Source organism: Ureibacillus massiliensis 4400831 = CIP 108448 = CCUG 49529 (genome assembly GCF_000772965.1).
Classification (GTDB): Bacteria; Bacillota; Bacilli; order Bacillales_A; family Planococcaceae; genus Ureibacillus; species Ureibacillus massiliensis.
In genome coordinates this window covers 1-13,747 of sequence record NZ_JPVQ01000004.1, presented here as the reverse complement: position 1 = coordinate 13,747, position 13,747 = coordinate 1, and the positions used below count along the sequence as shown (strand labels likewise).

The following is a 13,747-nucleotide window of genomic DNA, read 5'->3' as shown; positions in this document are numbered from 1 at the left end:
CTCTTTTCTCTGCGCAATTTTTATTATATTGAACTTATAATTTATGAATTTATGGCTTTTGAGTTACTTCCGAAAATACATACTTAATAACGAGCTGTTACCATTTTCTTTCTTGTATAAAATTCAATCCCATCTGTCCCATTTGCATGAAGATCACCGTAGAAAGAGTCTTTCCAGCCTGAGAATGGGAAGAACGCCATTGGTGCTGGTACACCTATGTTAACTCCTAACATACCAGACTCGATATTTTCACGGAATTCACGCACACTAGCACTACTATCTGTGTATATGCAAGCCCCATTTGCGAAGCGAGAACTATTTGCTATATCGATTGCTTCAGCTAAAGTTTTTACACGGATAATGGAAAGTACTGGCGCGAAAATTTCATCTTGCCAAATTTTCATCTCTTGCGTGACATTGTCAAAAATTGTTGGCCCTACAAAGTAGCCATTTCCATTTACCTGTTCGTCTTTACGCCCATCACGAACTAAATGTGCTCCCTCTTCCACACCTAATTCGATGTATCGAAGTGTACGTACTTTGTTACTTTCACGAATGACAGGACCTAAAAATACGTTCTCTTCTAATCCGTTTCCAATGACGATGTTATTTGCTTCATCGACTAAGCGCTCAATCAATTCATCTGCAATTTCTTCTTGTACAGTCACTACTGAGGCTGCCATACAACGTTCACCAGCTGAACCAAAAGCCGCCCCGATAATTTGTTTTGTTGCGTTGTCTAAATCTGCGTCATTTAATACTATTGAGTGGTTTTTTGCACCAGCTAAAGCTTGAACGCGTTTTAAATTTTCAGTTCCTTTTTTGTACACGTACTCAGCTACTGGCTGAGAACCGACAAAGGATATAGCTTTCACAAGTTTGTGTTCTAAAAGACCGTTTACAACATCGTGCGCACCGTTGACGATATTTAATACTCCCTTTGGCAATCCAGCCTTTTCAAATAATTCTACTAATCTCGCAGCTAAAAGTGGCGTACGTTCAGATGGTTTCAGAACAAATGTGTTACCACAACTAATGGCAAGCGGGAACATCCAGCAAGGCACCATCATTGGGAAATTGAAAGGCGTAATACCCCCAATAACACCAATTGGATAACGATACATGCCAGATTCTATTCCTGTAGCAATGTCGGGAAGTTGTTTACCCATCATTAACGTCGGAGCACCTGCTGCAAATTCAACGCATTCGATTCCGCGCTGTACTTCCCCGTATGCTTCGTTAAAGTTTTTCCCGTTTTCAATCGTCACTAATTTTGCGAGTTCATCCCAATTATCTACTAATAATTGTTGATATTTAAACAGGATACGAGCACGTTGTGGGACTGGTGTTTTGGACCAGCCTTTAAATGCTTCATTCGCCGCTTGGACAGCTCTATCAACATCTTCTTTTGTTGATAGAGGTACTTCTGCAATGACTTCTCCCGTTGCAGGGTTATAGACTGGCTCTGTACGACTTGTAGATGATTCCACCCATTCTCCAGCAATATAGTTTTTCATTACGTTTGTATTCGTTGTGCTTGTCATTTTACATTCTCCTTTTTAATTAATATGGTAGGTCATCAAGAAGTAAGCGTGTTTGGTTTTCCTGAAAAATTATAGTGATAACAGTAGTTGTATAGGTCAATAATTTCTTGCTTCGTTGGCACTTTCGGATTGTTTGCTGGGCTACCACTTGCAATTGCATCCGTTGCCATTTTATCGAGCACTTGTTGAAATTTTTGTTCATCAATTCCCCATGTTTTTAAATTAGGGATATTTAAGTCACTACAAAGCTGTTTGATTTTATTAATCGTAAGATCAGCTAATTCTGTATCCGTTAATGTTGTTGATTCTGGAGAGATTATCCGTCCGATTGATGCTAATTTCTCAATAGCTGAATCCTTCGTATATTCAAGCACTCCAGGAAGCAACATCGCATTTGAAACACCGTGTGGTACATGGAACAATGCCCCTATCGGACGTGACATTCCATGAACAAGTGTGACGGAAGCATTACTAAATGCGATACCCGCCTGCATAGAAGCAATTGCCATTTTTTCTCTTGCGTCAGTATTTTCCCCGTCATCATAGGCTACCTTTAAATTACTTAAAATTGCTTCTATCGCAGAAAGAGCAAGCGTATCTGTTAGCGGTTGTGCACGACGTGAGATATAGGCTTCTATTGCATGGCAAAGTGCATCAACTCCAGTTGCTGCCGTAACAGTCGGTGGAGAAGATGTCGTAAGCATCGGATCCACGATTGCTACTTTTGGTAAAAATGCTGAATGTTTAATCATCATTTTTATATCTTCACTCGTATTTGTAATGACTGTAACGTTTGTGACTTCAGAGCCAGTGCCAGCAGTTGTTGGAATCGCAATAAGTGGAATAGGTCTCTGTTTAATTGGAGATTTCCCCCCTATATAATCCCCAATATAACCTCCATTTGTTGTTAACACTGCAACTGCTTTAGCAGCATCAATACAACTACCTCCACCTATAGCAACAATCACGTCACATTGTTCTGCTAAACAAAGTTGAAGTGCACGGTCGACATGTAAATCTGTCGGCTCAGTATTAACATCTAGATATGAAACGTAAGATACCTCAATCTCCTTTAAAATGTTCTGGCATGTTTTTACATGGCCTATTTTTTCGATAATACGATCACTAATTAAAAGTACTTTCTTTCCATAAGCTTTCACTTGTTCCCCTAGCTGGGATAAAGCATTTTTCCCATAAAAAACGGAATTCGGTATAGAAAACTCCGAATATGATTTCATATATTTCCCCCTTGTACTTTCTCTACATTTTCAAAACAATGTGTAAAAAAGAGATAATCCAAAGACATAGTATTTATTAATAGTTCTTTTTCTTCTAAAGTATTAATCTAATTTTAAATTTATGCTTCATCTACTAATTTACTAACTTCACTTCACATTAAATTATTCAAATGAAGCTTCTAATACATTCAGAATCGAGTTATTCAAAGTATCCAGTGCTTTAAAGCAGTTAGAAAATTGAAATGAAAGTAGGTGGAAGAGTTTATAAATTTCGTGGATTATATTACAAATTACATTCGAATAGACTGTTATTGGTGAACGTTGGATTCTAGTAGATAGGGGCAATTAATCTATGAAAGCTCTTACAAATGCGATGTTAAAGATTACTTTATTAACCAACTTGTACTTGAATGAAAAAAAGACACATTTCTAATTGATAGAAATACGTCTGAACATTAAGTTTATAATTTTGCTCAAAATTCTGGTAAGATCCCTTTTTCCCAATCTATTGATGCTCCATTTTTTTCTATATCTTTAATCCAGTATTGCCCGTTTTCCGAATTAAATAAAATTAAGTCTCTTTCATTAACCACTATAAGTTCCCAGTCATTGGGGTTTTCTGTATAAGAAATGGTATCTGATTGTAAATTATATGAAATTTTTGTTAAAGCTTCAGAAATATAAAACGAACCGAAAACAAAACAGATTCCAAAAAAAACAAGAGCTAGTGATACAAAATTCTTATTCATCCGTCAATCCCCTCACCTATTTTTCTATATTTACGCTCTTTCAATATGCTAGTTTAAAATAATATGTAATTTTTTAACTATTAAGGAAAATATATTACAGTTTCATTTTAACAGTAAATATAAAAATATGAAAATTAAAACGAAATGAAAACGAATATGTGAAAACTTTATTATAGTCCCTAATGTTTGTGGTGGTACTTATTTCACTAAAATTTATTACACGCTTCTTTTACCATTTGACTTCATCAGTTCTTCTCTATGAATTACAAAACTTTTATATTCCATTATATTTCTTTTTATTTAATTGAAGCAGAATTGTATCTTTTTTTATTAATTGGGAAAAAATAATACTGAAAACGAAAAGGGAGGATTGCAAATGGAAGCAAATATGAGTGTTGAAGAAGTTGTGAGTAAAATTGCTGAGTTAGTAAAAAAAGAAGGACAGCCACTACGAAAGAAACAGGTAAAGAAGTCAAATCCAGAGTTAATGAAAAATGCATTGTATTATTTTCCAAGCTGGGAAGATGCAATGGAAAAAAGCATCAAATCTTAGTCTACAGTCATAGGTAGAATTATTACTAAGGTTGGATATGAACTGTTTCCAGCCTTTTTTGTTATTTGAGGAATTAACGGAAGTATAAAGGCAAACAAAATAGCGAATATTGGACTAGCTATAATGCTCGTTAGTTAAAAATCTTTATTATTAAACTTATTACAATTAATAGAGCTGTTCCACCGAAAATTCCACCGAACATAATATAGCCTATTATCTTTATCGGTAATGGGAGGTTTCCACCTTTGCTAATCGGATAGCCCTCTATTTATTTAAATATTCCATTGCATCATTAAAAGGTTTATTAGTTCTTTCATCATGATTTGGCATTTTAACCCGCCTTTAACTTCACCGTTTATTTAAATACATTATACATTTATTATTAAATACACCTAAATGTAATACAAATATATAACTATTCAAAAAATGTTATTTAATAAAGTTACTTACTTTTATTTTGTAACTTAAATGACTATTCAAAGTCATTTAAGCTTTAATATTACTTTCCCTTTAGCCCTGCCAGACTCAACATATTCCATCGCCTTTTGAGCATCATCAAAAGTAAAGACTTTATCTATTACAGGTTTGATATTACCTGATTCAATATAGTTTGCAATACTACTTAATTGTTCTCCACTTGGCTCCATAAACAAAAATGTATATTGGACATTATGCTTTTTTTCAAGTGCAGTAATTTTACTACTTGCTAATGAAAACAACAATGTTTTAAAAAATCCAGAACCATATTCTTTTGCAAAGCGGGCATTCGGCAATCCCGAAACGGAAACAATTTTCCCTCCGTTTTTGACAACTTTAAAAGATTTTTCTAGTATTTCGCCCCCAACTGTATCAAATACTGCATCATAATTTTTTAATATATCTTCAAATTTTTCTGTTTTGTAATTAATCATTTCATCTGCACCAAGAGACTTTACTAGTTCCATACCTGCAACACTTGCTGTCGTTGTAACAGTTGCCCCCATTAATTTTGCCAGTTGAATTGCAAAAGTACCGACACCACCAGCTCCAGCTTGAATTAATATCTTTTGTCCTTTTTGTAATTGTAAGATGTCTTTAAACGCTTGATATGTAGTTAACCCAACTAATGGAATCGATGCTGCTTCCTCAAAGGTTAAATTTTTAGGCTTTAAGGCAATATCATCTTCATTAACAGCAATATATTCAGCAAAAGTACCAATTTTATTCTTTCGTGGACGTGCGTATATTTCGTCACCAACTTTAAACCGAGTTACTTTTGCGCCAACTTTTGATACGACACCAGAAAAATCATTCCCAAGAATAAGAGGCATTTTATATTTAAGCAACAACTTCACTTTTCCATCACGTATCTTAAAATCTATAGGATTAATACTCGCTGCATGAATTTCTGCGAGCACCTCATACTCACCTATTTCAGGTGTTAGAATTTCAGCTAAACGCATTGTGACCTTCCCATATTTATCTATAACCATCGCTCTCATTGCGTGTTCCTCCAATAATGTGTTTTTATATCCCCTTAAATTTAATAAAAATCTTCCAAAAACTTATCTATATCCGTCACAAGATTTTTTAGTAAACCTATTTTTGAACGTATATTAATAAAATAAAAGTTCATTGTCCCTTCCTTACGTCTTAAAATAACACCGGCTTCTTGTAAAATCTTAAGATGATGAGAAACAGCAGGCCGGGATAGATGTGTTTGCTCAGTGATTTCCCCTACACGCAATCCTGTTTGACAATCCGTTGCCATTAGAACTAACAAGATTGATTGACGGGTTTCATCACCAATTGCCTGTAATACTTTTTGAGAATTTATAAAATCATCTTTAATACGATTTAGTTGGCTCTTTTTATCCATTCAATGAAAACCTCCCATAGTTAGTCGAATCGTTTAAGTTGACGAACCATATGACTGAACACAACAATATAATATTGTTAAGTTTGCTGCAATATTGAGAAAGAAAATCGAGACGAATCATCTTTTATACAAATTTTATTCCCTCATTACATATCACATCTTATTTCATAATGGATCCCATATAAAAAAACACTTTCCTTATTCAAGGAAAATGCCCGATTATTAAGATAGTATTTACTGCCATTTGCTAGTAAAACATTATATCCCGATAGCGTAATAATTATATTCTTCAAGCTAATACGATAACTTATTTCATTAATATTTGTTTTTGTTATGTAACCTGCAATGAAAACAAATAACATGATAAGATATGAGAGTATTACTGTACTATATATCATCTCGCTCGGTTCTATCCGTCAATTCAAATATACGCTTTTTTACTTTTTGGTTTTGTTATTTCAAAGCTATGCTTCACCATATCATAAATTTCAGCTTTAGGTAAATCCCCATCAAGAATCACAGTATTCCAGTGGTCTTTATTCATGTGGTAACCTGGTTGAACATCTGCAAATGTGTTTCGTAAAGTGCCGGCATAATCGGGATCGCATTTCAAATTTACACACAGATGACCATTACGATTAAAAATAAGAGCAAAAATCTTCTTATTTTCCCTATGCCGAATTGCGGTCCATCCTTCTCCAAATGGGTGATCTTCAAAAGAATGCGGATATGATAAACAATGTTTTATAATCTCATTCATATTCATTGATACTACCTCATTTCAAAAATAGCCGTCCTTTTAGTTGAATAACTATTCGTACCAACCTTTGGACTCTGGAAGTGATTTAAACGTATCCTTATTTTTAATTATATTAAAAACATATTTTCTCAAATCAATTAATTGTTTTGCATCATTCGTTGGTTCGCAGTATTCCCCTGAAATAAAATGCGTTATCGTTTCGCCGTTGATCATAATTTTCCACGCTTCTTCTTCGTACGGTTTTTGTAGACAAACAGCTCCGTTTATAGGTTCAGGTGTAAGAACTTTCTGTTCGGCTATATTAATTTCTTTCATTTTCATATAAATATCTTTCATTTCTTCTTCTGTTAAGGTTAACTCAGTACTTACAGTACCATCCGCTATTAAATCTTTGGTCACTGTGCCTTCAAAGGTAGTAATCTCATTCTTTTTTTGAACACCGAATTTAATAGAAAAATCAAAATCAGTTGGCATTTCTTTTGGCATGCTTCGAGTAGTGGTACTAATTACGTTACTGTTATCTTCACTTTCGACTAATCCAAGCTCTTTGGTTTGAGGCATGTACTTATACTTCCAGTAACTTTTCACATTATCTCCATCCGTTTCCAATTCTTGTATCAGAGTTATATAATAATCAGCTGATGATTCCTCTGTCCACACTTCTGAAACTCTATTCTTTGGATCAGTGGTAACTGTTGGTCCGTGTAAATTTGCATCTGTTTTTGATGTGTATGTTACTTTAAAGGTATTATCTCCGTTTTCAAATTCTTTTGTTATAGAATCATTTGCATTTAATTTTGGAAACTCAGGATGATTTTTTAAAGCTTCATTTATCATCTCGAAATCATAGTTGTGAAGTGAACTATTTGTTGTAACGGATTGGGATTTTTGTTCTTGAGAACATCCAACCAATGCAAAACTAATTACGATAAATAAAACATATATTTTTTTCATAAATCCCCCTCGTATATTCGTCCATTAATAGATACTAAAGTTTCAAGTTCTTCTAAGAGTAAGCTGCATCGTTTATGGAAGTACATTCGTTTACAATCTCACTTAAATTCCACATATACGTTAATAAAAATATTCACAGCATTTTAGGTTGGTAACTTTTCTGATTTATCAACCTTACAAAAAAGATGGTAACCGAGCACGTGTTAAAGCCTTAATACAGGTTAACTAAATTTCATTTTTAATTATCTTTATCTAGATTTATAAGAAATAGATCGTAGCCTTTTGTACAGCCACTTAATAAATAATCTATATCGCCTTGCTCCGACTCCTTTTCTATTATTTTTGTACATACATCTCTTTCTACCCCTTTTCCTTCTCCAGCATATTCATCAAACGAATTGTCACGAGTATAATGAATAACTTTTCCATCATATTCTAAGTCTTGGAATATAGGATCCCCCTCGTGAGTAAATCCTGTAATACGAATATTGTCTTCTTTTTTAATAGAAAGGTTATTTAAAAACAATTCGAACCTTTCGAAGTTTTCAACTTGCACTTGATAAACAATATCCCCTCTTTTAATCGCTTCATCATAAGAATATGCTCCACTTGAACAACCAGTAGCGCTAAATAAAGTCAAAATAATAATTGTTGCCAATAGGAACCTATTCATATTATTCCCTCCAGACAATTCTACTAATTTTAAATCATAAAATTGGTGAATTAATACAGGTTGTTCTTTTAAACAATTTACAAACATTACTATAATAAAAAATTATAAGCTGTTAAAATAATACTCGATAACAAAATAGGAGCGAGTAACCTTCTTGGACATCAATAATCAACCTTCATCTTGAATGATTGTTTGTATTTAATTAAATCATCATTCTGGTATTTTAAATCGGGTAGTAACGTTTCCCAATATGCACTTAGTTCCGTGTAATTCATCTTAGCTAATTGATTGTAATCCAGCTTTTCATCAAGAAACTTCACGTCAGTTAACCAAATATCAAGTAATTCCAAGACTTCTTCATCTGATACATTTTCAGCCCCTAATTCGTATGAAGGAATGTGACTATAAACACTGAATAAGTTAGCTAGTTCTCTATATCTTTCATCTTTTGGTTCAACAATTTCTAATGTATGAGTAGATAATTGCAAACTCCAAGACATAGCAGTTAAATATTCCGCTTGTTCCTTTATAGAAATATCGTTATATTTACTTTGCAAAGTCTTACCGAAATTATATGAATAAGTAATTCCATCATGAACTTTTTCAAACATCGCTAACTTCGACTCTTCATCACTTTTATTAACTTGTTGAAAGAAATATAAATTGAGAAAGATTGATAAAATCAGCCCGACAATTATTAATCTTTTTACTTTCATTTTTACCCCTACTTCCCATGAACACCACTATTTTCTCAATATCTTTGTCGAAATAACCAGAGACGTTAGTAAAAAGTGTTCCTGACTATTTCAGAAAACGCTACCCTTGAATTAATAAGAACTTTTAATGAAGACCATATCTAAGTATCTGATGTCTAATAACCTCATTACCAAACGTGAACCATAATAAAAAAACATAGTAAGTTTTAAACATTAATCCCCAATTACTTATTGCACTTTTTTGCCCCTTAGCTTTAGTTGAAGAATTGTAGCTTTTAATACAAAAATATTACCTTAATCTTACAATATCATATTTTCCAAATAATTGGATAATCCTTTTTCAAATAACTAAACACTCAAACTAAAATTTTGGATTGAGTTTTTTAATGTTAGTTCCCGACTTTGTTGTCATTCAACAACCTGTAGCTTTGAAATAAAGTTTGATCCAAAACACATCTCAGACCAATATTTTACGACAAATAAAAAGAATCCATTTTGAAAAAAAGATTGATCAAAATGGACTCTTATCCAGCAGATTAAGTTTTGATTTTTATAAAAAAGTTTGATCATTTGCTATTTGTGTTACACCACAATGCACCTTTTTGAGGAAGATTCAACAAGTCTGAAATATCATTTGTTTATAGATGGGTAAGAATATTGACTAACTTTCCGAATGGATCTCTTACATAAAAGCGACGAACCCCCCAAGGCTCATCAACTGGTCCATACTCAATAGGAATCCCAGCTTCTTTTATGCGGGTGAGTGCTGTATCAAGATCATCAACTTCAATTGACAAGTCAGGTGCTACTGTTCCAGATCCTCCCTCAGAAAGGAAACTGATTTCAATGGCCATTTTCTCATGAGTACCGTAGGTTGCAATAAATCCGTGATTCATTAATTGATCAAGTCCAAGTATTTCCTCGTAGAATTGCTTTGCTTTAGAAATGTCCTGCGTCTCTACATTGGCAACAATTCGTTTAACCTTTATTATTACCACCTCCCAGTTGCTATTAAATAATATTTAAAAAGTTGTTTCGAACAGAGAGAAACATTCAGGGGAAAAGATTATAAGTCATCATCTTTGTTTTCAACTAATATCGAATTTGTTTCTTTTCGAATATGACCACTAGAAGGAATTAAATTCCCCAATATCAGTTCAAAAAGTACTTTACTTTCTTCGCTGGACATTTTAACACCGATCTTAGATTTTTCTTCTATAATCAAATCTATATTTTTTAAAACAGTACGGTTCCCTTCCTGTTTCAATAAGTTTTCTATTATTATTAATGCCATTCTATCCACACTTTCACTGACATTTTTATAAATTTTATATAATAACCCGCTTCCCCAAAGTTAGAAACCTAATTTTAAATCCATAGGAATTCTATTTCTGGAAATACTTTCTAATGTAAGTATACTTGATATAGAAATAACTTAAAGAATTAGGCTCTTACATTAAACACATAGAACAGTAACAGTGATTTTTAATATCTAATTTCCCGGTAAAATTAAGGCGTAAATAAGTGTCAGTATTAAAATTTAGTTTAATCAATTAGAAATTAACAGCAATTATTCATAACATACCAATTTGCAGAAAATTATAAAAATAAAAAACCCTGAACATCAAGGTTTTTATATCACTAAATCTTATAAATTATTAATGACAAATTTAATTTAAAATTTATAATAGCATTAGTAATTACTCATATGTCGCTTTGAAATAAAGCTTAATTATTTTCTATAATCGATCAAACTAACCCTCAGTTTAGTGGTGCAAAGACTCTTGAGAGTCATTACTTTTCAATTAGTGTTTTATCTTACTCATTATTATCTTTACCTTCACTATTTTCTTTATCATCATAATACGTTTTCAACTCATTATATATATATCTAGCTATGTTTTCAGGAAAATAATTATTAAACTCCTGATTGTACTTGGCAAAAAAAATATCATCATTAATAAGACTTAAAAAGTTTCTACTCGCTGGAAATATGTTATCCATATTGTTCAGAATATCTCGTACTTTTTTTCTGCTTGTAGAATCATTATACTGAATAGCATTTTTAATCGCTTGAATTAAATGCCATGTTTCTCTATCCATCTTCATCTTATATTCTGGATCATGAAGCAACTTTATTTCTTTCATGAGCTGCTTGTCAGCTATAAAATATTCTTCTAATGCTTGGATTTGTCTTTTTTCCCGCATAAATAAATCAAGCATAATAAAAGCAAATTCATCTAATTCTTCCTCAGAAATACCTTCAAGGTTATACAACCGATCCATTCTTGTAATTACTTCTAAAATATCATTTAGCTCTTCTTGTTTTCTCGTAATTAACTGCTTCTGTACCAGCAATAACTCTCGATTACTTAACTTCTCATTAGTCAATTGCTCTTTTATTTCACTTAAAGAGAGACCCAGATTTTTGAAAATCACTATTTTCTGAAAAATCTCCCAGTCTAATCGTGTATATACTTTTCGACCATTTTGATTTAAATTTTTCGGGGTAAGTAACCCAATTTTATCGTAGTACCGTAATGTTCTCACCGTTGAACCTACTAATTTTGCAAACTGACCAATTGTTACTTCCATGTTAACACCACCCTACTAAATTATATACTGTTACGTAAGGTCACAATCAATACACTTATTAATAGATTCACTAATATAAATTAACGAAACTAAAACAGAATATTTTTTATTAAAAAAAATTTGCTTACGACATAACGTAACAATCTATGATTGGTTCTAGATTAAGTTTGAGAGGAAGGTTATGTATGGAACAACAATCATTATTTCGAAATCGCTCTTTTCTATTTTTATTTATCGGTAGTTTTTTAGCGATTATTGGTTTTAGCATGTTTTTCATGACAACAACTTGGTTTGTCATCTCTGATTTAGGTTCTGCTAGTTCATTGGGTATTATACTTATTGCCATTACTGTGCCACGTATTCTCATGATGGCATTTGGTGGGGTTCTCGCTGATAAATTTAAGAAGACGACAATTATGTTCAGCACGAGTTCAATCCAAGGAGTTCTACTAGTTATCCTATTTTTATTGAATAATGCAAATCAATTAACATTTGTATACCTTATCATTTTGGGACTCATTTTTGGAACATTAGATGCGTTTTCTGGACCGGCTGGGACCTCATTAATCCCGAAAATAGTACAGAAAAACCAAATACATCAAGCAAATGCCGTTATTCAGGGATTGGGTCAGATTGGTTTTGTTATTGGACCTATGATATCTGGAAGTGTAATGGAATTCGGTGGTGTAACAACTGGTTATTTAGTCTCGGCTATTATTGTTCTTTTGTCTGCCTTTTTCATGTTTCCACCTTTCTTAAAAGAAGGTCCCGTAGACAATACCATTAAACAAACACCGCTTAAAGATTTCATAGAAGGGTTTTCTTATGTAAAAGCAAGTAAATTTTTAATTACAGGTATCCTTATTTTAATTACGTTAAACTTCTTTGCCTTCGGAGCGATATCCATTGCAATCCCAATTTTAGTGGAAACGTATGGAGGGACACCCATTAACCTTAGTTATATTGATGCTGCTTTAGGGGTTGGGATGCTAGTAAGTACAGTAATAATCGGTATGATCAAAATACGCCGTAGGGGATTAACCTCGATTGCTGGATTAATTGCAACATTAATCGTGGCTATAGCATTTAGTCAAATCCCTAATTTGTATATTTTGACAGCATTAGCGTTCTTAATTGGATTTACCATGACATTTGTTTCAATCCCATTTTTCACTTCAGCACAAGAAGATACTGATCCCCGCATTATGGGAAGAGTCATGAGTATTGTCTTCTTAGCAATGAACGGGTTTGATCCGCTTGCCTATGCAAGTGTAACTTTACTCGTTTCTAGAGGATTTGATATTCAATTAATCATTCTGTCCTTTTCTATTGTTGGATTAATTATCGCTCTTGCCATTTTATGGAGAGGACAGACCTTTAGAAATTACAAGTCTAGGTATTAATTTATCTTCAAGAGAAGGGGCTATCCCATAAGTGGTGATTTTTCCACTATAGGCAGCCTCGTTTGTATAAAAATTCAAAAAAAATTATTAATGAAAAAATCGTCCCCTTTTCTATAATTGTAAGTGACCAAACCAACAATAAGAAAGGTGAGACGATTTTTATGTACATAAATAAAATCACAAAACAAGAAAGCCTACCACTATCAATTGAAGAAAATAGAAAACAGGTGAATGAGAAAAACAAATTTCCCATTCACCTGTTTATAATTTTGGGACTTTTTGGACAGCCCCTCATTTATTGAATAAAAAGATATTGAAAATAATATCACCGTTCTAGGTGGCTTTTTCGTCTACGTTTATAATAAGAAAAGATGGTGGTAACATGCTAAATAAAGAGATTCAACAACAATAAATTGAGCAGATTCTCCGGTACAGCGTGTACATAACACAAAATATTAACATAGGGAAGACCTCTTTTCTAGGACTGGTACCAATATATTCCTTATTGGAGTTATTTAAATTGTAATCCATATATATAAATATATTATGGATTTAATGTAAATATTTGTATTTAAAACGAAGCTTATAAGGATTTATGAACATATCCTGTTACTTCTTGCTAGCCTCGTACTAAGAAGTAACAAGTACTTGATAAATGTAGTTGTCAAAAATAAACGGTAACTCCCCCCTTCTCCCAAACCCTT

The 13,747-nt window shown here is 32.8% G+C and carries 14 protein-coding genes; 2 read left to right on the top strand and 12 right to left on the bottom strand.

All coding sequences use genetic code 11. The features are described 5' to 3' along the window. Positions 1-83 precede the first annotated feature (83 nt). The 3 genes from CD30_RS03705 to CD30_RS03695 form a co-directional block, all read right to left on the bottom strand. Positions 84-1,544, bottom strand: coding sequence for a CoA-acylating methylmalonate-semialdehyde dehydrogenase (locus CD30_RS03705; RefSeq protein WP_036172609.1), 1,461 nt, complete (start codon positions 1,542-1,544; stop codon positions 84-86). Positions 1,545-1,579: 35 nt separating this feature from the next. Then, a complete protein-coding gene (locus CD30_RS03700; protein WP_036172607.1) occupies positions 1,580-2,782 on the bottom strand; it encodes an iron-containing alcohol dehydrogenase in 1,203 nt (400 codons plus the stop codon). A 473-nt stretch (positions 2,783-3,255) separates the two neighbouring features. Beyond that, positions 3,256-3,531 (bottom strand): hypothetical protein, encoded by a 276-nt coding sequence (locus CD30_RS03695; RefSeq protein ID WP_036172605.1) that lies wholly within the window; start codon positions 3,529-3,531, stop codon positions 3,256-3,258. Between the two features lie 376 nt (positions 3,532-3,907). On the opposite strand from CD30_RS03695, the gene CD30_RS20280 reads away from it, so the two are divergent. After that, a complete protein-coding gene (locus tag CD30_RS20280; RefSeq protein WP_170215803.1) occupies positions 3,908-4,084 on the top strand; it encodes a hypothetical protein in 177 nt (58 codons plus the stop codon). A 482-nt stretch (positions 4,085-4,566) separates the two neighbouring features. Here the strand turns inward: CD30_RS20280 and CD30_RS03690 are convergent, their stop codons facing one another. The 9 genes from CD30_RS03690 to CD30_RS03650 form a co-directional block, all read right to left on the bottom strand. Beyond that, positions 4,567-5,565, bottom strand: a complete 999-nt coding sequence (locus CD30_RS03690; protein ID WP_036172603.1) for an NADP-dependent oxidoreductase — start codon at positions 5,563-5,565, stop codon at positions 4,567-4,569. A 41-nt stretch (positions 5,566-5,606) separates the two neighbouring features. Continuing rightward, on the bottom strand, positions 5,607-5,942 hold the full coding sequence (locus CD30_RS03685) for an ArsR/SmtB family transcription factor (RefSeq protein WP_036172600.1): 336 nt from the start codon (positions 5,940-5,942) through the stop codon (positions 5,607-5,609). Between the two features lie 421 nt (positions 5,943-6,363). Further along, a complete protein-coding gene (locus tag CD30_RS03680; protein ID WP_036172598.1) occupies positions 6,364-6,708 on the bottom strand; it encodes an MmcQ/YjbR family DNA-binding protein in 345 nt (114 codons plus the stop codon). 45 nt (positions 6,709-6,753) lie between these two features. Then, entirely contained in the window at positions 6,754-7,656 is a 903-nt protein-coding gene (locus CD30_RS19395; protein ID WP_052126031.1) for a hypothetical protein, read from the bottom strand. Between the two features lie 238 nt (positions 7,657-7,894). Then, a complete protein-coding gene (locus CD30_RS03670; RefSeq protein WP_036172596.1) occupies positions 7,895-8,329 on the bottom strand; it encodes a DUF4362 domain-containing protein in 435 nt (144 codons plus the stop codon). A gap of 161 nt (positions 8,330-8,490) precedes the next feature. After that, positions 8,491-9,045, bottom strand: coding sequence for a hypothetical protein (locus CD30_RS03665; protein WP_036172594.1), 555 nt, complete (start codon positions 9,043-9,045; stop codon positions 8,491-8,493). A 638-nt stretch (positions 9,046-9,683) separates the two neighbouring features. After that, entirely contained in the window at positions 9,684-10,034 is a 351-nt protein-coding gene (locus tag CD30_RS03660; RefSeq protein ID WP_036172883.1) for a VOC family protein, read from the bottom strand. A gap of 77 nt (positions 10,035-10,111) precedes the next feature. Next, positions 10,112-10,339 (bottom strand): hypothetical protein, encoded by a 228-nt coding sequence (locus CD30_RS03655; RefSeq protein ID WP_036172592.1) that lies wholly within the window; start codon positions 10,337-10,339, stop codon positions 10,112-10,114. 524 nt (positions 10,340-10,863) lie between these two features. Beyond that, positions 10,864-11,640, bottom strand: coding sequence for a MerR family transcriptional regulator (locus CD30_RS03650; protein WP_036172590.1), 777 nt, complete (start codon positions 11,638-11,640; stop codon positions 10,864-10,866). Between the two features lie 185 nt (positions 11,641-11,825). Between CD30_RS03650 and CD30_RS03645 the strand changes: the two genes are divergently transcribed. Continuing rightward, positions 11,826-13,043, top strand: coding sequence for an MFS transporter (locus tag CD30_RS03645; protein ID WP_036172588.1), 1,218 nt, complete (start codon positions 11,826-11,828; stop codon positions 13,041-13,043). The last annotated feature ends 704 nt before the right edge of the window (positions 13,044-13,747 follow it).